General features: G+C 63.1%; 21 protein-coding genes and 1 tRNA gene. 7 read left to right on the plus strand and 15 right to left on the minus strand.

Translation table 11 applies throughout. The features are described 5' to 3' along the window. Window positions 1–38: 38 nt before the first annotated feature. The 7 genes from fdhF to FHS89_RS09405 all read right to left on the minus strand — a co-directional run bounded on the left by fdhF (window position 39) and on the right by FHS89_RS09405 (window position 8701). Window positions 39–2990: a formate dehydrogenase subunit alpha gene (gene fdhF / locus FHS89_RS09375; protein WP_184010943.1), complete on the minus strand. Its 2952-nt coding sequence runs from the start codon at window positions 2988–2990 to the stop codon at window positions 39–41. 5 nt (window positions 2991–2995) lie between these two features. Then, a complete protein-coding gene (locus FHS89_RS09380) occupies window positions 2996–4519 on the minus strand; it encodes an NADH-ubiquinone oxidoreductase-F iron-sulfur binding region domain-containing protein (protein ID WP_184010945.1) in 1524 nt (507 codons plus the stop codon). Window positions 4520–4568: 49 nt separating this feature from the next. Continuing rightward, window positions 4569–5042 carry a formate dehydrogenase subunit gamma gene (locus FHS89_RS09385; RefSeq protein WP_184010947.1) on the minus strand — a complete coding sequence of 158 codons (474 nt, stop codon included), beginning with the start codon at window positions 5040–5042 and terminating at the stop codon, window positions 4569–4571. Between the two features lie 92 nt (window positions 5043–5134). Further along, a complete protein-coding gene (locus tag FHS89_RS09390; RefSeq protein ID WP_184010949.1) occupies window positions 5135–6031 on the minus strand; it encodes a LysR family transcriptional regulator in 897 nt (298 codons plus the stop codon). After that, complete coding sequence (locus FHS89_RS09395; protein WP_184010951.1) at window positions 6024–7814, minus strand: ABC transporter ATP-binding protein; 1791 nt, start codon at window positions 7812–7814, stop codon at window positions 6024–6026. Before FHS89_RS09395 ends, FHS89_RS09390 begins: the two co-directional genes overlap by 8 nt. Window positions 7815–7916: 102 nt before the next feature. Next, window positions 7917–7992, minus strand: a tRNA-Val gene (locus FHS89_RS09400). A 46-nt stretch (window positions 7993–8038) separates the two neighbouring features. Then, the gene (locus FHS89_RS09405; protein ID WP_184010953.1) at window positions 8039–8701 is read right to left on the minus strand and encodes an HAD-IA family hydrolase; all 663 of its coding nucleotides are present in this window, start codon (window positions 8699–8701) and stop codon (window positions 8039–8041) included. 107 nt (window positions 8702–8808) lie between these two features. Here FHS89_RS09405 and glmU point away from each other — a divergent pair, with 107 nt between their 5' ends. Genes glmU through FHS89_RS09425 form a run of 4 tightly spaced genes read left to right on the plus strand, consistent with a single transcriptional unit; the run spans window position 8809 to window position 13130 of the window. Further along, entirely contained in the window at window positions 8809–10161 is a 1353-nt protein-coding gene (gene glmU, locus FHS89_RS09410) for a bifunctional UDP-N-acetylglucosamine diphosphorylase/glucosamine-1-phosphate N-acetyltransferase GlmU (protein WP_184010955.1), read from the plus strand. A gap of 1 nt (window position 10162) precedes the next feature. Then, window positions 10163–11989 (plus strand): glutamine--fructose-6-phosphate transaminase (isomerizing), encoded by a 1827-nt coding sequence (glmS, locus tag FHS89_RS09415; protein WP_184010957.1) that lies wholly within the window; start codon window positions 10163–10165, stop codon window positions 11987–11989. Next, window positions 11986–12456 (plus strand): hypothetical protein, encoded by a 471-nt coding sequence (locus FHS89_RS09420; RefSeq protein WP_184010959.1) that lies wholly within the window; start codon window positions 11986–11988, stop codon window positions 12454–12456. The genes glmS and FHS89_RS09420 overlap by 4 nt, the downstream gene beginning before the upstream one ends. Next, complete coding sequence (locus tag FHS89_RS09425; protein ID WP_184010961.1) at window positions 12453–13130, plus strand: DNA alkylation repair protein; 678 nt, start codon at window positions 12453–12455, stop codon at window positions 13128–13130. The genes FHS89_RS09420 and FHS89_RS09425 overlap by 4 nt, the downstream gene beginning before the upstream one ends. Here FHS89_RS09425 and FHS89_RS09430 read toward each other — a convergent pair. The 5 genes from FHS89_RS09430 to FHS89_RS09450 are packed head-to-tail and all read right to left on the minus strand — an operon-like array spanning window position 13127 to window position 18427. Further along, window positions 13127–14938 (minus strand): cation:proton antiporter, encoded by a 1812-nt coding sequence (locus FHS89_RS09430; protein ID WP_184010963.1) that lies wholly within the window; start codon window positions 14936–14938, stop codon window positions 13127–13129. The genes FHS89_RS09425 and FHS89_RS09430 overlap by 4 nt on opposite strands. 28 nt (window positions 14939–14966) lie before the next feature. Beyond that, the gene (locus FHS89_RS09435) at window positions 14967–15602 is read right to left on the minus strand and encodes an ElyC/SanA/YdcF family protein (RefSeq protein WP_184010965.1); all 636 of its coding nucleotides are present in this window, start codon (window positions 15600–15602) and stop codon (window positions 14967–14969) included. Beyond that, on the minus strand, window positions 15599–17215 hold the full coding sequence (locus FHS89_RS09440; protein WP_184010967.1) for an AMP-binding protein: 1617 nt from the start codon (window positions 17213–17215) through the stop codon (window positions 15599–15601). The genes FHS89_RS09435 and FHS89_RS09440 overlap by 4 nt, the downstream gene beginning before the upstream one ends. Continuing rightward, window positions 17212–17829 carry a glutathione S-transferase family protein gene (locus FHS89_RS09445; RefSeq protein WP_184010969.1) on the minus strand — a complete coding sequence of 206 codons (618 nt, stop codon included), beginning with the start codon at window positions 17827–17829 and terminating at the stop codon, window positions 17212–17214. Before FHS89_RS09445 ends, FHS89_RS09440 begins: the two co-directional genes overlap by 4 nt. Before the next feature lie 22 nt (window positions 17830–17851). Further along, entirely contained in the window at window positions 17852–18427 is a 576-nt protein-coding gene (locus FHS89_RS09450; protein ID WP_184010971.1) for a hypothetical protein, read from the minus strand. 133 nt (window positions 18428–18560) lie between these two features. Here FHS89_RS09450 and moaA point away from each other — a divergent pair, with 133 nt between their 5' ends. From moaA to FHS89_RS09465, 3 genes are read left to right on the plus strand one after another with little or no spacing between them, the layout of a single operon-like run. Next, complete coding sequence (gene moaA / locus FHS89_RS09455; RefSeq protein WP_184011296.1) at window positions 18561–19562, plus strand: GTP 3',8-cyclase MoaA; 1002 nt, start codon at window positions 18561–18563, stop codon at window positions 19560–19562. A gap of 4 nt (window positions 19563–19566) precedes the next feature. Continuing rightward, window positions 19567–20571 (plus strand): BUD32 family EKC/KEOPS complex subunit, encoded by a 1005-nt coding sequence (locus tag FHS89_RS09460; protein ID WP_184010973.1) that lies wholly within the window; start codon window positions 19567–19569, stop codon window positions 20569–20571. Between the two features lie 39 nt (window positions 20572–20610). Next, window positions 20611–21297 carry a M48 family metalloprotease gene (locus tag FHS89_RS09465; RefSeq protein ID WP_184010975.1) on the plus strand — a complete coding sequence of 229 codons (687 nt, stop codon included), beginning with the start codon at window positions 20611–20613 and terminating at the stop codon, window positions 21295–21297. Here FHS89_RS09465 and FHS89_RS09470 read toward each other — a convergent pair. The 3 genes from FHS89_RS09470 to FHS89_RS09480 are packed head-to-tail and all read right to left on the minus strand — an operon-like array spanning window position 21294 to window position 24912. Further along, the gene (locus FHS89_RS09470; RefSeq protein ID WP_184010977.1) at window positions 21294–21821 is read right to left on the minus strand and encodes an RSP_2648 family PIN domain-containing protein; all 528 of its coding nucleotides are present in this window, start codon (window positions 21819–21821) and stop codon (window positions 21294–21296) included. The genes FHS89_RS09465 and FHS89_RS09470 overlap by 4 nt on opposite strands. Window position 21822: 1 nt before the next feature. Then, window positions 21823–23016 carry an RSP_2647 family RNA methyltransferase gene (locus tag FHS89_RS09475; RefSeq protein WP_184010979.1) on the minus strand — a complete coding sequence of 398 codons (1194 nt, stop codon included), beginning with the start codon at window positions 23014–23016 and terminating at the stop codon, window positions 21823–21825. 54 nt (window positions 23017–23070) lie between these two features. After that, window positions 23071–24912 (minus strand): 3'-5' exonuclease, encoded by a 1842-nt coding sequence (locus tag FHS89_RS09480; RefSeq protein ID WP_184010980.1) that lies wholly within the window; start codon window positions 24910–24912, stop codon window positions 23071–23073. Between the last annotated feature and the right edge of the window lies 1 nt (window position 24913).

Raw genomic sequence — 24913 nt, forward strand, 5'->3', positions numbered from 1 at the left:
TGGCTCGGCGCCTGCGGCTTGATTCCGAGCCAAAAGCATCACTCCGCTGCCTCCACACGCGGCAAGATCCGGCGCGAAAGATCGGCCTGCGCCTGATAATCGCGCTGCCAATCCGTTTGCCCGTTGGACAGGCTGACCTGCACCGCGGTCACCTTGTATTCGGGGCAATTCGTTGCCCAATCGGAATAGTCAGTCGTGATCACGTTGGCCTGCGTTTCGGGGTGGTGGAAGGTCGTGTAGATCACGCCCGGTGCCACGCGATCCGTCACGGTCGCGCGCAAAGTCGTCTCCCCCGAACGGGAGGCGAGTTTCACGAAATCGCCATCCCGAATGCCACGGTTTTCCGCGTCATGCGGGTGGATTTCCAACAGATCCTCCGCGTGCCATGCGACATTCGCCGTGCGGCGGGTTTGTGCGCCCACATTGTATTGTGACAGGATGCGCCCCGTGGTCAGCAAGAGCGGGAAGCGCGGGCCGGTCCGCTCATCGGTGGCGACATATTCGGTGCGGATGAACTTGCCCTTCCCGCGCACGAACCCGTCCACATGCATGATCGGGGAGCCGTCGGGCTTTGCCTCATTGCAGGGCCACTGGATGGAGCCGCGCTCCTCCAGCATTGCATAATTGACCCCGGAAAAGCTGGGCGTGGTCGCAGCGATTTCGTCCATGATCTCAGACGGATGGCTATAGGTCCAGCCACAGCCCATCGCGTTGGCGAGGTTCAGCGTCACCTCCCAATCGGCATAGCCGTTTTTCGGTGTCATCACCTTGCGCACGCGGTTGATCCGGCGCTCGGCGTTGGTGAAGGTGCCGTCCTTCTCAAGGAAGGTGGAGCCGGGCAGGAACACATGCGCGTAATTCGCCGTCTCATTGAGGAACAGATCATGCACCACAACGCATTCCATCGCAGCAAGCCCTGCGGCGACATGCTTGGTGTCCGGGTCCGATTGCAGGATGTCCTCACCCTGAATGTAGATGCCCTTGAACGTGCCCTCCACAGCCGCGTCAAGCATGTTGGGAATGCGCAGGCCCGGTTCGTCGTCGATCTTGGTGCCCCAGATGCCTTCGAAAATCGCGCGGGTGTCTGCGTCGGACACATGGCGGTAGCCCGGCAATTCATGCGGGAACGAGCCCATATCGCAGGCCCCCTGCACGTTGTTCTGGCCGCGCAATGGGTTCACACCCACGCCCTTGCGCCCGATATTGCCGGTCGCCATGGCAAGGTTCGCAATGGCCATCACGGTGGTGGAGCCTTGGGAATGCTCCGTCACACCAAGGCCGTAGTAGATCGCGCCATTCCCACCCGTCGCAAACAGGCGCGCGGCGGCGCGCAGGTCGTCTGCGGGCACGTTGGTCAAAAGCGCGGTCGCTTCGGGCGAATGCTTCGGATCGGCCACGAATTCCGCCCAGTCAGCAAACTCGTCCCAATCGCAGCGTTCGCGGATGAAGGCCTCGTCCGCCAGTCCTTCGGTCACGATGACATGCGCAATCGCGGTGAGCACCGCGACGTTGGTGCCGGGCATCAGCGGCAAGTGATACGCGGCCTCGACATGGGGTGTTTTGACCAGATCAATCCGGCGCGGGTCTATCACGATCAGTTTCGCACCCTGCCGCAACCGTTTCTTGAGGCGGGAGCCAAACACCGGATGCCCATCGGTCGGGTTTGCACCGATCACGATCACCACATCCGTATGCTCGACAGAGTCGAAATCCTGCGTTCCGGCAGACGTGCCGAAGGTCGTCTTGAGACCATAGCCCGTGGGCGAATGGCAGACCCGCGCGCAGGTATCGACATTGTTGTTGCCAAAGCCGGAGCGGATCAGCTTTTGCACCAGATAGGTTTCCTCATTGGTGCAACGGCTGGAGGTGATGCCCCCGATGGACGCGCGCCCGTGATCCGCCTGCAACTGGCGGAATTTCTGGGCGGTGTAGGTCAGCGCCTCCTCCCATGACACTTCCTGCCAGGGATCAGTGATCTTTTCGCGGATCATCGGCTTGAGGATGCGGTCGGAATGGCTGGCATAGCCATAGGCAAAGCGGCCCTTCACACAGGAATGCCCGCGGTTGGCCTTGCCGTCCTTGTAGGGCACCATGCGTACAAGTTCCTCGCCACGCATCTCTGCCTTGAACGAGCAGCCAACGCCGCAATAGGCGCAGGTGGTGACCACCGAATGCTCGGGCTGGCCAATCTCGATCACCGATTTTTCCTGCAAGGTCGCGGTTGGGCAGGCCTGCACACAGGCGCCGCAGGACACGCATTCGGAATTGAGGAAATCCTCGCCCATCCCGGCGGAAATGCGGCTCTCAAACCCGCGCCCTTCCATGGTGAGCGCGAAGGTGCCCTGCACTTCCTCACAGGCCCGGACGCAGCGCGAACAGGCGATGCATTTTGAGGGGTCATAGGTGAAGTACGGGTTGCTTTCGTCCTTGGACATAAAGAGCGGGTTATGCGCCTCACCGCAGGCCTCCGTTGCGGCATCGGCGGCTGGGATATATTGCGGTTGCGCGGTCGCCGCCCCGCGCAGGTTTGGCACCGTCGGCTTGACGTGGTTGGCACCATCATAGCCATAGCGCACATCGCGCAGGCCCACGGCCCCCGCCATATCCTGCAATTCGCAATCGCCATTCGCCGCACAGGTCAGACAATCCAGCGGGTGGTCGGAGATATAAAGCTCCATCACACCGCGACGCAGCTTCTTGAGCTTGCCGTTCTGGGTGGTGACGACCATGCCATCGCGCACCGGCGTGGTGCAGGAGGCGGGCGTGCCGCGCATGCCCTCGATCTCCACCATGCACAACCGGCAGGAGCCGAACGCATCAACCATATCCGTGGCGCAAAGTTTCGGGATCGCGATGCCCGCATCCATGCTGGCGCGCATCACGCTTGTGCCTTCGGGCACCGTGATCTCGCGGCCATCCACCATGAGCGTCACCATCGTTTCCGACGTGCTGGCAGGTGTGCCAAAGTCAATCTCTTTGATCAGGCCCATGTCAGTTACTCCGCCGCCATCGGCGCCGCGCGCCGGAAATCTTCAGGGAAATGGGTGAGCGCGCTCATCACCGGATAGGGGGTGAACCCGCCCAGCGCACAGAGCGAGCCGAATTTCATCGTCTCACACAGGTCCGTGAGCAAGTCGATATTCGCATCCACATTGACGCCCGCCATGATCTTATCGAGCGTCTCGAACCCGCGGGTCGAGCCGATGCGGCAGGGCGTGCACTTGCCGCAGCTCTCAATCGCGCAGAACTCCATGGCGAAGCGCGCCATATGGGCCATGTCAGCCGTATCGTCAAAAACCACGACGCCCGCGTGGCCGATCAGCGCGTCCTGCGCGCCGAAAGCCTCATAGTCGAACGGCGTGTCGAACTGGCTGCGCGCAAGATATGCGCCAAGCGGCCCGCCGACCTGCACGGCCTTCACCGGGCGACCCGTCACGGTCCCGCCCGCAATCTCATCAACGATCTCTCCAAGCGTCAGGCCAAAGCCCGCCTCGAACAGCCCGCCGCGCGCCACGTTGCCCGCGATCTGAATGGGCATGGTCCCACGCGACCGGCCAAAGCCGATATCCGCATAGGCCTGCGCCCCATTGGCCATGATCCACGGGACGGAGGCGAGCGTGACCACATTGTTCACGATGGTCGGTCGGCCCATGAAACCCTTATGCGCGGGCAAGGGCGGCTTTGCCCGCACCACGCCACGCTTGCCCTCAAGGCTTTCCAAGAGCGCGGTTTCCTCTCCGCAGACATAAGCCCCCGCGCCCACGCGAATTTCCATGTCGAACCGATGGCCCGAGCCAAGCACATCGCCCAAAAGCCCCTTGTCGCGGGCGATCGCACAGGCCGCATTCATCACCTCGATCGCATGGGGATATTCGGAGCGGAGATAGACAAAACCCTTCTCCGCCCCCACCGCGATGCCCGCGATGACCATGCCTTCGATCAGGCAAAACGGATCGCCCTCCATCACCATCCGGTCCGCGAAGGTGCCGCTATCGCCCTCATCGGCGTTGGCCACGATATATTTTTGACCGGGCGGGCAATCCGCGACGGTTTTCCACTTGATGCCGGTGGGGAAGCCCGCACCGCCCCGGCCCCGCAGGCCGCTGTCCGTTACCGTGCCCACAATCCCGGCCTGATCCGCAATCGCGGCGCGCAGGCCCGCAAGCCCGCCATGGGCCTCATACTGCTCAAGCGACAGGGGATCGGTGATGCCCGCACGGGCAAAGATCAACCGCTCCTGCTTGGCAAGGAAGGGATGCGCCTCAACCGGTCCGATGGCTTTCGGCCCTTGCCCGGCGAGCAGACCGGCGGCGAGCAGGTCTGTGACCTCCCCTGCCGCGACCGGCCCGTGACCATGGCGCACGCCATTAACCTCGACTTCCACCAACGGCTCCAGCCACATCATGCCCCGAGAGGAGGTTCGCACCACCTTGACCCCCGCTGCAACAAAAGCCGCCGCAACGGCATCCGCGCCACAGGCCAGCGCCGCGCTGTCGCGCGAGACAAATACCGTGCTCATGCCACAGCCCTTTCACTTTCCAAAAAATATCCCCGCCGGAGGCCCAAAATCATGACGCCACCTCCGCCACGAGTATATCCACCCGATCCGCGCTCACCCGCCCGATGGGCGCGCCATCCACGAACAATGCGGGCGCACAGGCACACAGGCCAAGGCAATAGGCTGGCTCCACCGTCACTTTTCCGTTCGCCGTGGTGCCGTGCCAGTCGATGCCCAGAAGGCTCAGAAGCCGGGCCGACATCGCCTCCCCACCCGCAGCCTGGCACGCCTCTGCCCGGCACACTTTGATCACATGCTCCCCGGCCGGGTGGTCGCGATAATCGTGATAAAAGCTGACAACCCCATGGATTTCCGCGCGCGAAATGTTCAGCGCCGCGGCCACATCGGGCAGAACCGATTTCGGGACATAGCCGAACTCCGCCTGAAGCGCGTTCAGGATGGGCAGGAGTGGCCCTTCAAGGGACTGGTATTGCTTAACAATTTCTGCCGTACGGGCATCAAGATCGGATTGGGTTGCGTGCATGAGCGGCTGCCTTTCGTCTGGTGCAACGACGAAAACCCGATGGCGCGCCACCACTCAATAAAGCAGTTTCGTTTAACGATAGATGTTTTCTATCAAAGGGAGGTCAGCCCCGGTGCCACCTTCCGCGCCGTGGCCAGCATCGCCTCGACCAAGGGCGTGTGCGGCTCCCGCTCCGGCACCACGAGCCCGATGGCATGGGTCGCGTCCGGCTCCACGATCGGGATCGCGCGCACATCCGACGAAAAGCCAATCGCCCCCGCCAGATCAAGCGGCAGAATGCTGGCCCAATTGCCGGTCAGCACATGGGCATAGAGGACGATCATGGAGTTTGCCTCCAGCATCGGATGGGGTTTTGCGCCCGCTTCTTCGAAATGGCGGTTGATGAGGCGGCGGTTCTGCATCTCTGGCGTCAGAAGGCACAATGGCTCCGACGCGATTTCCGCCCATGTCACGCTGTCCCGATCTGCCAAGGGCGCGTCCGCCGTGGTGATGAATTGATACCGTTCGTCATATAGCGGGATGGTGCTGACCCGGCCCAACGGCTCGTCATCAAGATAGGTGATGCCCACGTCAATCTCGAACCCGTCAAGCCAGCGCAGCACATCGACGGAGGACGCGGAATGGACCCGCACCTGAACATCCCCATGGCGCGCCCGAAAGGGCTCGATCAGGCGGGGCAGCATCGGCAGGGCGGTCGGAATGGCCGCGATGCGCAATGTGCCAGAGAGGCCGCGCTTGGCCTCCCGCATCTCCGCACGCATCGTGCGCACGTCCCCCACGATTTGCCGCGCCCAGTCCAGCACCCGCCGCCCCTCGGGCGTCAGCCCGCGAAAGCGGGAGCCGCGCTCCACCAGCATCACGCCAAGCTGATCCTCCAATTGCCGGATCGCCGTGGACAAAGTGGGCTGGGTCACGCCCGCCGCCTCTGCCGCGCGGCCAAAATGCTGCTCCCGCGCCAGAAGGATGAACATCTCCAGCTTATCAATCATCGGCTTTTTCCCGGTCAAAGCCGTCACGCTGCGCGGTGAACATGGTGGCGTAGAGCCCGCCTTGAGCGATCAGCGTGGCATGGGTGCCCTGCTCCACCAATTTGCCGCTCTCCAGCACATAAATCTGATCGGCGGCCTTCACGGTGGACATGCGGTGCGCGACCGTGATCGTGGTTTTGCCGTCACCGAGCCGCGCAAGCGCGCGGGTGATGCGATCTTCGGTCTGTTGGTCCAGCGCACTGGTTGCTTCATCAAGGATCACGATCGGGGCATCGCGCAGAAAGGCGCGCGCAATCGCGATGCGCTGCTTTTGCCCGCCTGAGAGTTGCGCCCCTTTCGGCCCCACAGGCGCGTCGCCCCTGCGGCGAATAAGGTCGGCAATCTCTGCGTTCTCCGCCGCCTCCCAGATTTCATCCTCCGTCGCATCGGGGCGGATATAGCGGATGTTTTCCCAGATCGATTTGTTGAAGATCACGATATCCTGCGCCACGACACTGAAGGAATTGCGCAATGCACGCACCTTGAGGCTGCGGATATCCTTGCCATCAAGGGTGATCGCCCCGCCCTGCACCTCATAGAGCCGCGCAAGAAGGCTCAGGATCGTGGTTTTGCCCGATCCAGTGGAGCCGACAATCGCGGTGGTCTTCCCGCCTGTGAGCGTCAGGTTCAGACCATGGAACAATGGCTGATCGTCGGAATAGCCAAAGGTCACATCCTCAAACACCAGATCGCCGCGCGGGTCGAAATCATCCGTCGCGTCGGGCGCGTCCTTGATCGTTGGCTCCAGCGTATAATAGTCGCGGATCGACCCCAACAGGATCAGATTGGCCTGCAAAGTCACGAAAAACTGCGCAACGCGCCGGGCGGGATCAAACACGATCACCAGTCCCAAAAGGAAGGTGACGATATCCGCGCCATCCACGTCATATGCGGGATCAAGCACGATATATCCGCCGATCCCGATCACCAGCATATAGACAATCGCGGAGGCCATATCGAGCGTGGGCATCACGACCGCCTGCGCTGTTTGCAAACGGATCAGGAGCCGCTTGATCAGGCCGGTGGCTTCGGTCAGGCGGGCCTGCTCGACCTCCTCCTGCCCCGCGATCTTGACCGTGCGCATCCCGCCCGTCATCTCTTCGATATCGTTGATATAGGCGCCGAAACTGTCCTCGGCCGATTGCTGAAACTTCTTCACGAAATGAGAGGTCACCAGCATGATCCCGATGATCACTGGCATCACGAGGATCGACACGCCAAACAGGAAGGGCTGCTGCCAGATCAGCCATGCCGACACGATGATCACCGTCAATGCGTCGCGCGCGGCATTCACCGTGCTTTGCCCGATAAAGAGGCCAAGCTGATCGGCCTGACGGTAAAGGCGCAAGATCACTTCGCTCGACGGGGTGCGCTCGAAAAACGCGAGGTCAAGGCGCATCAGCCGCGCGATCAGATCACGCCGCATCTGATAGATCGCGTCATTGGCGACAATCGCGGACACGCGTGGCACGACATAGCTTGTCACAGCGCGGAACGTGAACAGGCCAAACACCATCGCGCAGATAATGAGCAATTCACGGATCGTGCCGGAGTCGAAGATGACGCGCAGCCCCTCCTCCGTCATTGCGAGGAATTGCTGATACACCACACCCTGCGCGAGGATCAGGACAAAGATCAGCCCCAGCCAGCCCAGTTTAGGCCGTAGATATTTGCGGAAAAACCACCCGATATTCACCTTGTCGACGGGGGTGAAAAGCGGGCCTTTCTTGCGGGTCTTGGCCATGTGCTATCCAGTTTTGCGTTCCCACCCCGCGTAGCACGGGTCACGCGCAGGCTCAAATGCCATTGACATGCAAGGCATCGGACGTGCGATTTGTCGGAGGGATGGTGGGACGTACTGGATTCGAACCAGTGACCCCAGCGATGTGAACACTGTGCTCTACCAACTGAGCTAACGTCCCGACGCCGCGCTAATTGCCCGTTTCCGCGCGCGGGGTCAAGCGGGTTTTATGCACCGATGAGTTCGGCAGCGATCCGGGGCATGTCGTCGTAATGGGACAACAGCACATCAGGCTCCAACCGGTCGATCCCGACCCCTTCCGGCCCGAAGGCGACGAGGATCAATGGCACGCCCGCCGCGCGCGCCGTCTTGGCATCCGTGATCGTGTCACCGACCAGCATGGTAAGCGCCATATCCCCGCCCAGCGCCTCCACCGTTGCGGTCAGGTGCGTCGGATCGGGTTTGCGCACCGGCAGGCTATCGGCACCCAGCACCGCGCCAAACATATGCAACACGCCCAACCGCTCCAGTAGGCTCAGCGCGAGGCTTTCGGGTTTGTTCGTGCACACGCCCAAAAGCCAGCCATCGGCCTGCAAATCCTCAAGGGCGGAGATAACACCGGGGTAAAGCTCCGTCTCCACGTCGATATTGTCTGCGTAATAATCCAGAAGAAGCTGGTAATCCTCATCCGCCACGTCCTCATCCAGATCCAGCCGTTCAATGCCAAGCTTCAGCATCGCCCGCCCGCCCCGAAACGCCGTGAGCGCATCGTCAATGGGATCCAGCGGGCGGCCAAGCCCGCGTTCCTCGAAACAATGGTTCGCCGCTGCAATCAGATCAGCACTGGTATCGGCAAGAGTGCCGTCGAGGTCGAAGATGACGCTTTTCATGGGGGCTTCCTGTGCTGTAACGGACGGTAACGATTTCTGAACCAACGGGGCCTGTTCGCCCCAAACTCGCGCTGTTATAAGCCGCGCCGAGCAGTGGAGAAAGTCGAATGAATACGGCGCTTGTGATTCTGGCCGCGGGCAAAGGCACGCGGATGCAATCTGATTTGCCCAAAGTCCTGCACGAAGTGGCGGGAGCACCCTTGTTGGTGCACGCCATTTCGTCGGGTGAAACGCTGGAGCCGGAGCAGATTGTCATCGTGACCGGGCATGGCGGCGCGCTGGTCGAAAAAGCGGCCATCGCCCATACCGAGCGCGCGCAGACCGCCACCCAGACAGAGCAGCTTGGCACCGCGCACGCGGTCCGCGCGGCAGAGCCGGCGCTCGCGGAATTTCAGGGCGATGTGTTTATCCTTTATGGCGACACGCCCTTCATCACTGCTGACACGCTGTCGCGGATGCAAGCCGCGCGCGCCGGGGGTGCCGATGTGGTCGTGCTTGGTTTTGAAGCGGCTGATCCGGGCAATTACGGTCGCCTGATCGTGGAGAATGGCGCGCTCGACCGGATCGTCGAGGCGAAGGAAGCCAGCCCCGAAGAGCTTACCGTGACCCTGTGCAATTCCGGCGTGATGTGCGCGGATCGTGAAACGCTGTTTTCCCTTTTGGCAGAGGTCCGCAACGACAATGCCAAGGGCGAATACTACCTCACCGACATCGTGGAGATTGCCCGCAAGCGTGACCTCAAGGCCGCGGCTGTCGCCTGTTCGGAGGCCGAAACGCTTGGCTGTGACAGCCGGGTGGACCTCGCCACGGCAGAGGGCATCTTTCAGGCCAAGGCGCGGCGGGAGGCGCTGGAGAACGGCGTGACCATGCACGCGCCGGAGACGGTCTATTTCTCATTCGATACCCATATCGGGCGCGACGTCGTGATTGAGCCGAATGTCGTGTTCGGCCCCGGCGTTACGGTCGAGACGGGCGCGCGTATCCGCGCCTTCAGCCATCTTGAGGGCTGCCATGTGGGCGAGGCGGCGATCGTTGGCCCCTATGCCCGTCTGCGCCCTGGCACCGAGCTTGGCGGTGAAACCAAGGTCGGCAATTTTGTCGAGATCAAGAACGCCACAATCGACCGCGGCGCGAAGGTCAATCACCTTACCTATATCGGTGATGCGGAAATCGGGGAGGGTGCCAATATCGGCGCGGGCACCATCACCTGCAATTACGATGGCGTGAACAAGCATAAAACAATCATCGGCAAGGATGCCTTTGTTGGCTCGAACTCGTCACTGGTCGCACCATTGGAGATTGCCGAAGGGGGCTATATCGCCTCCGGGTCCGTGATCACAAAATCCGTTGGCGAAGGCGATCTTGCCATCGCGCGGGTCGAGCAAGTGAATAAAGAAGGGCTTGGGGCCCGCATGGTCGCGAAATTGCGTGCGGCCAAAGCAAAAAAGAAGGACGCGTAACATGTGTGGTATCGTCGGGGTTATCGGCAATCATTCCGCAGCACCCATCATTCTGGACGCCCTGCGGCGGCTCGAATATCGCGGCTATGACAGCGCCGGGGTGGCCACGGTGCATGACGGCGTGTTGGATCGTCGCCGCGCGGTCGGCAAACTTGTCAACCTCGCCGACGAATTGAACACTAATCCCATTCAGGGCAATGTCGGGATCGGCCATACGCGCTGGGCTACCCATGGCGTGCCGAACGTGCCGAACGCCCACCCCCATATCGCGGGCAAGGTTGCGGTGGTGCACAATGGCATTATCGAGAATTTCAAACCCCTGCGCGAAGAACTGATCGCCGCCGGTAAGACATTCGACAGCGACACCGATACCGAAGCCGTCGCCAAATTGTGCGAGCACTACATGGATGCGGGCCTGCCGGCCGATCAGGCCGCGATCAAGACGATTGGGCGGCTTGAGGGCGCATTCGCGCTCTGCTTCCTGTTTCAGGGTGACGAGGAAATGCTGGTCGCTGCCCGGATGGGCCCACCGATTGCCATCGGCTATGGCGAGGGGGAGATGTTTGTCGGCTCCGACGCGCTGGCGCTTGCCTCCAACACCAACCGCATCTGCTATCTGGTGGATGGCGATTACGCGATCGTGCGGCGCGACGGGGCGGAGATTTTCCTCGCGGATGGCACCCCGGCCAATCGCGAAATTCGCACCGTGAACCTTGAATCCGTGATGGTGCACAAGGGTGAGCATAATCACTTCATGTCCAAGGAAATCCACGAGCAACCCATGGTGCTTGGCTATGCGCTGGCCAAATACACCTCAGCGGAGCGTGACCGGATTGCCGGTGGCGGCGAAAGCGTGGATTTCAAGGACGCAACACGCCTCATCATGGTCGCCTGCGGCACCGCGTTCTATGCCTGCAATGTCGCGAAATACTGGTTCGAAAAGATCGCGAAGCTGCCCGTGGAAATCGACGTGGCCTCCGAATTCCGCTACCGCGAACCGCCCGTAACCTCTGGTGATGTGGCCCTGTTCGTGTCCCAATCGGGGGAAACCGCGGATACGCTCGCCGCGCTGCGCTATTGCGCCAAAGATGCGGGTAAGATCGTGTCGGTCGTCAACGCCATGGAAAGCACCATCGCGCGCGAAAGCGACGTGGCCCTGCCGATCATGGCCGGGGCGGAGATCGGCGTCGCCTCGACCAAGGCGTTCACCTGCCAATTGCTTGTGCTCCTGTCGCTTGCCATTCAGGCGGGCCGCCAGCGCGGGTTGATCGACGCGCAGGAAGAGGCGCGCCTGACGACAGAGATGTACGAACTCCCGCGCCTGATCAATGAAGCGCTCGCGCTGGAAAAGCAGATCGCCGGCGAGATTGCCCACTGGCTGAGCAATGCACGTGACGTGTTGTTCCTTGGCCGTGGTGCGCTTTATCCCATCGCCCTTGAAGGGGCGCTGAAGCTCAAGGAAATCAGCTATATCCATGCGGAAGGCTATGCCTCCGGTGAATTGAAGCACGGGCCGATTGCCCTGATTGATGAGCATGTGCCCGTGATCGTGTTCGCCCCCCGCGACGCGCTTTTCTCCAAGACGGTCAGCAATATGCAGGAGGTCATGGCCCGCGACGGTAAGGTGCTTTTGGTCACCGATGCCGAAGGGGTGAAAGAGGCTGGCGCGGGCGTCGAAAAAGTGCTCGTCATGCCCACGATGGACGATCTGATCGCGCCCATCGTCTATGCCGTGCCCGCCCAGTTGATCGCCTATCACACTGCGGTGCAGAAAGGCACGGATGTGGACCAGCCCCGCAACCTCGCCAAATCGGTGACGGTGGAATGAGGCGCGCTGCCTTCTTCCTGCCGCTGCTGGCCCTTGCCTGCGCCCCGGTGACGCAAGAGGCCGCAGCCCCTGCGCTGGAACAGGCCGATTGCTATACCGTTGATCTGTTCCCCAGCCGCGATGATCGGCGGCAGGTGATCGCGCCCGATGACAGCCTGCGCGCGGATTGGGCGGCCTATTCGGGCGTTTGGGGTCAGGGCGCATGGGATGGCGGGCAGTGCCACGAAATCCACATCACCCAGATTTTCGCCGATGGCTCTGCCGTGGTGATGGACACGCACGCGCCCTTCGGCACCGAACGGGCCACCGGGTTTCGGCGGGTCGCCCTGCTGAACGAGGATGGCAGTCTGACCATCAGCGGAGGACAGGGCACGCGGCGCTATATGTTGCAGGATGGCAAGGTTTTCGGCACCCGGTTTAATGAGGACGGCACCACCTCTCAGGTGATCCTGTCGCGGCAGGAATGACCCCCGGCGCCGCACTGGCAGAGTTGGAGGCGCGCGCCAATCCCGCCAAGGCGGCGGATATGGCGCGCTATCACAAGGCGAAACGCCGCTATCTGGGGCTTGCCAATCCCACCATCGACGCGCTTTGCAAGGAATGGCGGGCGGAGATGGCACTTGATGCGCGCGTCACACTCGCAGCCGGGCTATGGGACAGCGACGTGTTTGAGGCGCGGATCGCGGCGGGCAAGCTGTTCACACAGGCGCGCATCCGCCCCGATGACGCCGTTTGGGCAGAGATTTGCCGCTGGATGCCGATGCTCGATTCATGGGCCATTGCGGACCAGGTCGCGAGTGCGGGCGCGCGCAGGCTGACGGCGGAGCCAGCCCGGCTTGAGACGGTCGCGGACTGGACCACCGATCCCAACAAATGGGTGCGCCGCGCGGCGCTTGTGTTCACGCTCCCATGGGCCAAATTGCCTCACCCCAACGCGGTGCAAACGGCAGAACGCGAGCGCATCCTCGGCTGGGCCGAAGGCTACGCTACCGATCACGACTGGTTCATCCAGAAAGCCATCGGCTGGTGGCTGCGCACCCTGTCCCGGCATGATGCGGCGCGTGTCATCGCCTTTACCGACGCCCATGGGGACAAGCTGAAACCCTTTGCCCTGCGGGAGGCATTGCGAAGCCTGCCTTAGGCGGTATCCTGCTTCTTCGTTGGTGCCTTGTCCTTCGGCTCTTGTGGCGCGACCATCGCGATCAGGCGCAACCCCGTGGTCGGACGATCCTCTTTCGGAGCCTCAAACCGCAACCGTCCGCTGCCGGAAATATACCCCAAAAGCAGTGCATCCGGGCGCGCAGCGCGCCAATCGTCCAGCGTGTATTCCTCGGTCAGCTTGGTCGCGCGGAAAGTCCAGCCCTGCGCATGACGTTTGGCAAAATCCTCGAATGTCGCATCACAATCGAGCCGCCGCCCGCCAAGGCTCGCAGGAAGGGTCGCGCGGCCGCTTTCCTTCACCCGCGCCAGTTGGAACACCGCGTCGCGGCCAAATTCCGGGCCAAGATCGGTGCAAATCAGGGTGTTGTAGGCGTCATTATCGCTCGCCGCGAGGATCAGGCCATAACTCATCAATTCCACCTGATGTTCCGCCGCCTCTGACAGGATATCCCCCTGAAACACCGGCAGCCCAGCTTCGCGCGCGGCGCGCAGGCGCCACCAATTCGCATCGGCCAGCAGGACGGGCACTTTCGCCTCTTGCAGCACCTTGGCCAATTCGACAGTCCAGCGCGACGCCCCGGCGATCAGCAATCCCGGGGGGCCGGACTCGGCCAATCCGATCCAGCGCGCAAGCGGGGCGAGCGAGAAGCCATGCAACACCACCGTGACCGCCACCAGAACAAAGGCGAGGGGCGCCATCAGTTCGGCCCCCTCAATCCCCAGCTTGACCAATTGCTCCCCAAAGAGGCCCGCAACGGCCACCAGCACCACACCGCGCGGCCCAATCCATGCGATCAAGGCACGCTCTTTCAACGGCACGTCAGACCCGGCGAGGGAGATCATCACCGTCAGCGGGCGCGCGACCAGCACGATCAGCACCACGAACAGCACCGCGCGCCAATCCAGCAGCGCCAAAGTCTCCATCGACATATTTGCGGCCAACAGCACGAACACGCCCGACACCAAAAGCACCGTCGCATGTTCCTTGAACCGGCGGATTTCGTCATATGCAGCAAGGCGTGCATTGGCGATGATGATCCCCATGAAGGTTACGGCCAGAAGGCCGCTTTCATGCAGCACGAAATCGGAAGCCGCGAAGGCTGCGAGTACCGTGACGAACAGCACCGGCACCTTCATGTATTCCGGCACCAGCGCGCGGCGGAACGCCTGCACGATCCCCACACCCGCCAGCCCGCCGACGACGACCGCCACGATGATGCCCAGCACCAGATGCCACGCGGCCTCCCCCAATGTCTCGGCTGTGTTGAGCGCGGAGATCACCTCATAGGCCAACACGGCGGCAAGCGCGCCGAAGGGATCGTTCACAATCGCTTCCCATTGCAGCAGAGCCGCCGGGCGGTGTTTCAGCCGGGCCTGCCGGAGCAAAGGCGCGATAACGGTGGGGCCCGTTACGATCAGGATGCCACCAAATACCGCTGCGACCTCCCATGACAGGCCCGCGCCATAATGCACCGCCAGAGCCGACAGCAGCCAGCCCAGCGGCGCGCCGATCAGGACAAGCCGCAGCACACCCTTTTGCGCGTCGCGCAACCCTTTGAAATCGAGCGTCAAACCACCCTCAAACAGGATCACCGCGACAGCCAGCGCGATCATGGGCTGCAACAGATCGCCAAAGGCGACGGACGGATCCAGCAGGCCCGTGACAGGCCCCACGACGAACCCTGCAAGCAGCATCAAAACGATAGCGGGCATCCGCAGGCGCCATGCGATCCATTGCGCGCCAACGCCAATCACACCGACAAGTCCGAATACGGCCACGGGATCCATCTACCTTCTCCTCACATGATGGCGCGGATCATGCCGTGATCGGCACGCGCGCCTCTTCGGACCAGCCCAAAGCGCCCAGAGCATACCACAGCGCCATGCGCGCGATATTGAACCCCCATGCAGCACCCTCACGCGTCAACCGTTTCAGGAGGGACCATCCCTGCGGCGGCGGGCTGGCGGCGGTGGCCGCGATATCGTAGCCCGCCCAGCGAAATGTTAACACGCTGCGCGCCATATGCGTTCCCTCTGTCACCAAAAGGATGCGCCGCCCCCCCGCCAGTGGTTTGGAGAAAAGCGCGTTCTGAAGGGTAGAGAGCGACGCGCCCTCCACAGTGATCGCATCCACCGGCACCCCCTCTGCAACCATCACATCCGCCATGCGCTGCGCGGTGGAGAGAGGATGACCACGGCTTGTTCCACCCGTCACGATCACCTGTGGCGCGGCCCCCTGACGGAAGAGTGCCGCGGCATAGCGCGCGCGGCTCCCACTTTCGGCGTCGATTGTACCATCGGGCCGCAACCCGGCGCTGAGCACCACCATGACCTCGGCCTGCGCGCCCGAAACGGCCTCGGCGGGTTGGCCTGCGTAATACCACGCGCTGCCCAGAATAAGCGCCATACCGCCAATCCACACCGCGATCAGCCGCAGCGCCCAGCGGATCACGGCGCGTCCGCTTTCAGGACGCGGCGCATGATCTTGCCCGTGGCGGTCATCGGCAGGCTATCAACAAACCGGATGTCGCGCGGGGCGACATGGGGCGAAATCCGCTCCCGCACCCGTTGGATCAGGGCAGCGGCCAGATCGTCACTGCCCTGCCCCGTCACTGGCACGACAAAGGCGCGCACGACCTCCGTGCGCACCTCATCTGGCACGCCGATCACTGCCGCCATCGCGATATCGGGATGCCCGGTCAGGCAATCCTCAATCTCCGTCGGGCCAATGCGGTAGCCGCTGGAGGTGATCACATCATCGGCACGGGCGCGGAACCAGAAATAGCCATCGGCATCCATCACGCCCTCATCCCCGGTGCGCATCCAATCCCCGACGAACTTATCCTCCTTCACACCCGGCCTGCCCCAATAGTCAAGGAACATGGAGCGGCTGGAGCGGTGGATCGCGATCTCCCCCGGAGTATCGGGTGGCAAGGGGCGGCCCTCCCGCCCGATCACGGCGACGCGGTGGCCCGGCACCGGCTTCCCGGTGGAGCCGGGGCGGGGTGGAAACAGCGTGTGCGAATTGCCCAGCACCGCGTTGCATTCCGTTTGGCCGTAAAACTCGTTGATCTGGGTGCCAAGCGCGCTGCTGCTCCAATCCGTCAGATCCGCGCCCAGCGCCTCCCCCGCCGCGCCGACGCTGCGCAACTCTGCGCGGCCATTCGACTGGCGCATCAGCTTGAGCGCCGTGGGCGGCAGGAACGCGTTGCGGATGCCCTGCGCCTTCATCAACCAAAACGCGTGATCAGGATCGAATTTGGTCATGCGATGCGCGACCACCGGCACGCCGAACCACAGGCTCGGCATCAGGCAATTCATCAAGCCACCCATCCATGCCCAATCGGCGGGCGTCCACATCCGGTCGCCACTCTGCGGCAAGAAATCGTGATGGGTCTGCACCCCCGGCAAATGCCCCATCAAAACCTTATGCCCATGAAGCGCCCCTTTCGGCGGCCCCGTCGTGCCGGAGGTGAAAGAGATAAAGGCCGGGCTGTCCGGCCCGGTTTTCGCCGTCGCACAGCGATCCGCCGCCTTCCCCAATTCCTGCCAAAAGCCGAACGTGCCTGCGATCCGCTCGTCGATGGAATAGAGGATTTGCAGATCAGGCAGCGCGTCGCGGATGGCGAGCACTTTGGGCAGGTTATCGCGATCCGTCACCAGCGCCTTCACCCCTGCCTGTTCCAGCCGGAACCGCAACCCGTCCTCCCCGAACAGGGTGAACAGCGGCACGACAATCGCGCCCAGTTTGTAGCATGCCAGATGGGTCAGCAGCGCCTCGGGCGTTTGCGGCAGCAGGACCGCGCAGCGATCCCCGGCCCTCAGCCCCCGCGCGGCCAATGCATTGGCCAGCCGCGACGAGGCACGCGACAATTGCAGATAGGTGTAATCCCGCGTCTCTCCATCGGGCCGCAGGTAGGTCATCGCCACCCGATCCGGCGCGACCCGCGCCCACCGCTCGCAAACCTCCTCCGCGATGTTAAAGCGCGTGCGCCGCGGCCAGCGGAACGACGCCTGAAGCGCCTCCCACGCGCCCGGTTCAACGAAACGCGTATTCGGGGTCATGCGGCAGGGCGGCTCTTGGCAAAGGCGGGGATGTCGTTGGCCATGGCACTCAGTGCGGCAAGCTTGGGATATCCCGGTTTCAACAGATGCCCATGCACCGCATTCACCAGATCATAGGCGATGACGGCAGAGATATCCGCGCCATTCGGCCCGCCAGCGCCAAAGAACCAGCCTTCTGCTGGGCAATGGGCCTCCAACTCCGCAAGGCCCGCCGTGATCTGCCCTTCGACCCGCGCGATCCAGTCGCCCCAGTGCAGCTCCTCCGGCCTGCGGATGCGCTCATAGACCAGTGCGACGGCTTTCTCAGAAGTGGAATGGGCCATTGCAACGATCTGGAGCGCCGCGCGCCGCGCCACGCCGCTTTCGGGCAGCAATCGCTGATGGGCGGGGGCGGTTTCCTCAAGCCAGTCGATGATCGCGAAACTTTCGGTCAGCACCGTTCCGTCATCAAGCACAAGCGCAGGCACCCGCCCCACCGGATTGACGGCCTTCAACTCTTCCCATTCGGGGCCGGACACCATGATCTTGCGCCGCTCGACCGGGCGATCCTGCAAGTCACACCAGATCGCCACGCGGCGGGCGAAGGGGGATAGGTCACGGCCATAAAGGATCATGCGAAACGCTCCTGTTCAGGGGTTAGCCCGGCAAATCACGGGTGTCGTAATGGATGGAAGTCACCACCAGCCGCACGGATGAAACACCCAAACGGGTGAGCGCTTCAACCGAAATGCGGTCTCGCGTGCCATCGGTGCGGGGCAAAAGCAGAATGCGCGTGGAGCGCCCGGTTTCCAGATCGGTGACCCAGCCTTGCGCCTCGCTGGTGACGGCGAGCGTTTCGATCCAGCGACCAGGACGGTCAGCGGGGCCAAGCTCTGCGACGGTATGCGTGAGGAACCGTGCGCTGACGGGGCTTGGCGGCTCCTCCACCGTGCCCGGCGGGGCGGGGCCAACCAGCGTCTCATAGATGAAGCGCAAATCCTCCTCCGACGTGCCGGGAGCAAGCACAAGCCATTCAGGCAGCACAATCTGCTCGATCGGGATTTCCGCCACCGGCTCTGGCTCCGGCGCGGGCGCTTCCAGCCGAAAGCCCCCAAAGGACACGCCAGAGAAATCGAATTGCGGCAAGCTCCATTGCGGCAGGCCAAGCTGCGCGCAGCCCGACAGGCCAAGCATACAGGTCAGAGAAAGGGCAATACCGCGCATGTCGTCCATCTTTTGTCATCCGTTCCGGGCAACCTAGGTCGCCAGACGGATGAAGGAAACCGCTTTTGACCCGCCGCCGCCTTGCACCTGCCCGAAGGGCTGCATAGTCTCAGCCCGAACCAGATGGAGCCGCCCAATGGACATCACCGCGCCCCTGATTGACCCGTTCGCCCGTGCGATCACCTATCTGCGCGTGTCGGTAACGGATCGCTGCGATTTCCGCTGCACCTATTGCATGTCCGAAAACATGACCTTCCTGCCGAAAAAGGAGCTTCTGACGCTGGAGGAGCTTGACCGGCTGTGCAGCGGGTTTGTCGATCTGGGCGTGAAAAAGCTGCGCATCACTGGCGGGGAGCCATTGGTGCGGCGGGGCATCATGACCTTCTTTGAGGGGATGGGCCGGCATCTGGCCACGGGCGCGCTTGAGGAATTGACCCTGACCACGAATGGCAGCCAGTTGCGCCGTTTTGCGCAGCCTTTGGCGGATGCAGGCGTGCGCCGGGTCAATGTCTCCCTCGATACACTGGATGAGGAGAAATTCGCGCGCGTCACCCGCTGGGGGCGGCTCGCGCAAGTCCTTGACGGGATCGACGCGGCACAGGCGGCCGGGCTGAAGGTCAAGATCAACGCCGTGGCACTCAAGGGTGTGAATGACGACGAATTGCAGCACATGGTGACATGGTGTGCGGAGCGCGGCATGGACCTTACCTTTATCGAAGTCATGCCGATGGGCGATGATATCGACCGTCTCGATCAATATTGGTCGCTCAAGGATGTGCGCGCTGAACTCGCAAAGCAGTATCGCCTGACGGATATTCCGCTCAACACGGGTGGCCCTGCCCGCTATGTCCGGGTGGAAGAAACCGGCCAGCGCATCGGCTTTATCACCCCGCTCAGCCATAATTTCTGCGAAAGCTGCAATCGCGTGCGGCTGACCTGCACGGGCCAGCTTTACATGTGTCTGGGTCAAGAGGATGACGCCGATCTGCGTGCCGTGCTGCGCGACAATCCGACTGATGACGCACCATTGCATGAGGCGATCCATCGGGCCATCGCGCGCAAGCCGAAAGGGCACGATTTCGATTATTCCCGCCAATCGGTCGCCGGTCAGATGCCCCGCCACATGAGCCATACGGGCGGATAACATCGTGGCGAGCCTGCCCAAACCTGTCCGCCGGGCAAGCTGGCCGCTGCGGGCCATCCGCCTTTACCAGATGTTGCGCCCCTACCGGGTCGCTGGCTCCGCGCTGGAGGGGTTGGGCGGGATAAGACTGTTGCGCCGCCACGCCGGTATCTCGGAATTTGAGGCCGAAAGCGACGCCGGGCCATTGTTGATCCTGCGCGTGACCCGCGACGATCCGGGCATCGTCGCCCGCAACATCCATTTTGCCTATGAAAACCTGATGAAGGAAATGCGCGATCATACGGGTTGCGACGTGCTTGTCCCGCTCGACCTGATCGAGCCGTTGGGCATTGTCGTGCTTGGCCGGGTCGAGGCGCCGAGCCTGCAAGACCTTATCGCGCGCGGGAAGGCCACATCGCTGCACCTGCGCCGGGTCGGGGCGTGGCTGGCCGCACTCCATGCCTCATTCCCGGTGCGTCCCGGCGGCTTTGACGCGATGGAGCGGATGGACGAGACCGCCTATCCCTACCGCCGCTTGCGCCTAGGCGGAGGGCACCCGGAGCCGAGCATCATGGACCAGATCGCCGACAGCGTTGAGGCGATGGCGCCAAGTTTTGACGGTGAAATCGTCGATTTCGTGAAGTTTCACAAGGATATCGCGCCGCGCTCATTCTATATCACCGCCGATGAGGTCGTGGCCCGCGATGTGACCAACACCCGCCGTCGCCCCCGCTGCTATGACCTTGCGCATCTGTTGATCGAGGCGGGCATTGATGCGGGGCTTGGCATTGCGCGGGACAAGCATGGCCTGCCAGATGGCTGGTATGATGCCTGTCTAGCGGGCTATGGGCAGGATGGGGGCGGTTTTCAGCGGGCGATCCATTATGCGATGTGGGCGCGGATGCTCGATATCTATACATCCGGCTACACCACCCCGAAACAGAGCGCACGGTTCCTGCGCCGCCGCGCTGTTCTGCTTGAGATGGCTGCGGCAATCGAGCTTGAACCGATTGGCGATATTCGCGCGTGACCGCTTGATCACGGGGCCAACCCGCCCCATTTCCTGTGCATGATCAAACTGCTTCCTCTACTTCTGGCGCTTGGCGCGGGTCTGGTGATGTGGTGGACGTCCTCGCGGCGGCTGTCTCGGGAACTTGACCACAAATCGACCGAGATGACCGATCCGGTGATCCGGTCGCATGTCCGCTCCATGGCGGATGCGCTGGGCCTGCCGGATTTGCGGGTGTTTGTGTATGAAACCCCGGCGATCAACGGGCTTGCCGCACCCGATGGCCGTATTTTCATCACCCGCGGTTTCATGGATAAGTACCGTCTGGGCGAGGTTCGGGGGGAGGAGATCGCCTCTGTCATCGCGCATGAGTTGGGCCACGTGGCGCTGGGCCATTCCAAACGGCGGATGTTTGATTTTACCGGGCAGAACGCGGTGCGCGTGGTGCTGGGCATGGTGTTGGGCCGGTATATCCCCTTTGTCGGGGTCTGGATCGCCAATCTGGTTGCGGGCATGATCGCCGCGCGCCTCAGCCGTCAGGACGAATATGAGGCCGACGCCTATGCCGCCGCCGTGATGACCAAGATCGGGCTGGGCACCGGGCCGCAGATCACGATGTTCCAGAAACTCGACCGCATCGCGGGTGGGCAAGGCGGGCAGCTTGCGTGGCTCATGTCCCACCCCAAAACGGAAGAGCGGATCGCGGCGATCAACGCGTTGTCCGACGGCTGGCGCAGCGCGCGCTAACCCAGCAGCTTTCCCATCCGGGGCAGATGGGAGCGTTTGAGCATCTTCCGAAGCGGATATGGCTGGCCATAGGCGGCCTCGGCCCGGGCATGGGTGTCATGAATGACACGCGCCACCTGCTCGGGTGCCTCCCCATGAAGCGACCATAAGAACGCATCGGGATGCAACGGCTGCACGCCGTAGCGCGCGAGCGTCCGGCCCGGAAAATCCTTGAGGTTAAACGTGATGATCGCATCGGCCCGCCCCGCGATCGCAGCGGCGAGCACATGCCGGTCATTGTTGTCGGGGAGGGAAAGGTCGGCCACGGCCTCCTCCGGCACATCGACCGACGCGCCCCGAAACCGATCTTCCAGAAGCGTGATGGTCACCCGATCATCCTCCCCATGGCGCAGCGCCGCGCGCCGCCATTCCTCAAGGATGCGCGGGGACCATAGCGGGGTGAACGCGCCCTCTGCCGCAACGCCCGTCAGCACCTCCCGCACGATGGTGGGGTAAAGCACGCAGGCATCGAGCAGGCAGCGCATCCTAGTCGAGCCGCAGGAACAGCGCCTTGAGATACGCGCTTTCCGCAAGGCCCGGATGCACCGGATGATCCGGCCCGGCTTCACCCGTATGGATAATCTGCGCCGCGCGCCCGGCACGATGGACGCCCTTCGTGGACACCTGCCGGAACCGCGCCAGATCGGCGGCGTGGGAGCAGGAGCACAGCACCAGATACCCGCCCGGCGCGACCAGCTTTGCCGCGAGTCGGGCCACTCGCTCATAGGCGCGCAAGCCCGCCTCGGCGGCAGCTTTGTTCGGGGCAAAGGCGGGCGGATCGCAGATCACGACTTCAAACCGCGCGCCCTCTCCGGCCATCGCGGTCATCGTGTCGAAAGCGTCGCCTTTCCGGGTCGCGAATTTGTCCGCCATCCCCATCTTGGCCGCGCCGGCTTCTGCCAGCGCCAGCGCAGGGGCGGACCCATCGACTGCCGTAGCATGGGCCGCACCACCTGCAAGGGCTGCAAGGCCAAAGCCACCGACATGAGAGAACACGTCCAACACGCGCGCATCTCGCACCAAACGGGCCGCGAATGCGTGATTTGGTCGTTGATCATAGTAAAGGCCGGTTTTTTGCCCGCCCAGAAGGTCCGCCTGATAGATCGCGCCATTCATGGGCACATCGACAACACCATCCAGCGCACCCTGCAAAACCGTGGTTTCCTCCGGCAGGCCATCTAGCGCGCGGGCGCGGCCCGTGCCGTTCTTGATCACCGTGGACACGCCCGTCACGGCCATCACTGCAGCGGCGATGTCCTCGATCAGGAGATCGGCCCATGCAGCATTCGGCTGGATCGCGACCGCGTCCCCGAACCGGTCGATGATCACACCGGGAAGACCATCGGCCTCCGCATGGATCAGCCGGTAGAAGGGCGCGTCGAACAGGTGGTCCCGCAGGGCATGGGCATGGGCGATCTTGGCATGGAGCCACGCGCGATCAATCGCGTGATCCGGCATCCGTTCCAGCACCCGAAAGGCGATCTTGCTGGTGGGATGGAACGCGCCGGTGGCCATCGGCTGACGCTCCGCATCTTCCAGCGTGACGATGGTGCCCGCAGGCAGCGCGCGGGTGCGCCGATCCAGCACGAGTTCATCGGAATAGACCCAAGGCGCCCCGGTCCGAAACCGGGAGCCGCCCTTTGGGCGCAGGCGAAGGCGGGGATGTGTGATATCGGTCATGGCGCTCGCTTACTCCGCCCGCGACCCGTTGGAAAGCCCCAAGCGTGAGGCGGCTCAATACTTCGCTTGTTTGCGGCGCAGGCCATGCAGGGTCGCGCAGGCATCCACCGCCTGTTTCAGCGTGGTGATCCCCTGTCGGTCCAACAGCGGCAACAGCTTGAGAAACACCTCCGCCGTGGCGACCGCATCGCCCAGCGCAGTGTGGCGCAGCGCCTCGGGGATGGTCACGTCCAGCCGCGTCGCCAACCCGTCGAGCGTATGATCCGCCTCATGCGGGAACGCCAGCGCGGATAGAAGAACCGTGTCGAGCACCACCGCATCCGCCCGCGCCCCGGCTTGCGCCAGAAACGCCATGTCAAAGGGCGCGTTATGGGCGATCCAGACGGCCCCTTCAGCGTAATGCTCAAATGCCGCCACAACCTCTGCCGCATCGGGTGCATGGGCGACACCGGCGTCAGACAGGCCGTGTATCTTGGTCGCGGCAGGCGGGATCGGGCGCCCCGGATTGACCAGCCGGTCAAACACGTCACCCGGTTGGATGCGCCCGTTCACGATGCGCTGCCCGGCAATCTGCACCAAGCGATCCCCGCCCGACGGCGACAGACCCGTGGTTTCGGTGTCAAACACCACATAGGTCAAATCGGCCAGCGCCTCCCGCCCCACATCGGGATGTGTCATGAGATCGAAATCATAGAATTCCGGGCGGGCCTCGGGCGCTGTCGCGGCCCCTGCCCCGGTTTGCAAAAGCGGTAGGTTGAGGGACACATGCCCATCCTCGGAGCGGATGCGCAAGCCATGCGCGCTCAGCACATCCGCGACGGACGGGGCACCATGGGCGGCCTTGAGCTGTGCTGCACGCCATGCCGCAAGCGCCGCATCATCCAAGGCCGGACCGTCCCAAGACAGGTGCAAAGCGTCCTGTGACACACGCACGCCGATGTCGCCCGTCGCGGTGTCAGCCACATGGCTCACCAATCGCGCGACCAGCCGGATCATCGCCACGCCATCGGCGCACAGAACGGCCCGCGCGCCGTCTGATCCACGCAGGCGAAACGCGGTGTCCGATGGCAGCGCACGGGCCACGACCTCGATCAGCGTGTCGGTGGTGAACACCTCCCGCGCGGTGGCGTCCTCCGTGCTGCCCGCCACGCGATCGGTGATGTTGCGCAGCGCAAGCGTATAGCCCTGCGCCTCCTGCCCATCACGCAACAGGGTCATGCGACCTGTAAGCACCCGCCCGCCCGCCTGTGTCGCCAGCATCAGATCAAGATGCGGCATCCGCCCGCCCTGCCCGTGGAGCACCGCAAGCGCATCCTCCAGCGTCTCCCGATACAAAAGCGTGGTGATATCGCGATCGAGCCCAACTTGCCCCTCCGGCGCAAGGAGCCGTTCCGCCTCCCTGTTCATCAGGGTAATGCGGTGGCGTGTCGTGGCGACGATCACCGCATCGGCTAGGCTTTGCAGCACAAGGCCCAGGGTTTCACGCTGTCCGGCAAGCCGCGCGGTTTCACGGGTCAGGCGCTCCTGCTCCGCCTCCCGCCGTTCCGCGAGGACACGCGCGACCTCCCCCACGGCAGGGGTGATGTCACCAAGGTATTTGCCAAGCTCCAGATCGACGCTGCCATCGGCAACCCCGCGCGCGCGCAACGTGAGGGCAGAGGCCAGTCGCTCCAGCGGGCGGGCGACATTCTCGTCAAACATGAGCCACACCCAGGCCGTGATCCCTGCCACACCCACGATCCCCACAACCGCGGGCATCACAAAGGGCGCGCCATAGCCCGTGCGCACCATCCCCCACCACGCGCCCCCAATAATGACCGCCGCACTGCCCAGCACGATCAGCGCGAAAAACAGCGCCATCCGCAGCCGCAGGGGCCATGGGTGCCGCGTGGCCATG

The organism is Rubricella aquisinus, assembly GCF_014199445.1.
Classification (GTDB): domain Bacteria; phylum Pseudomonadota; class Alphaproteobacteria; order Rhodobacterales; family Rhodobacteraceae; genus Rubricella; species Rubricella aquisinus.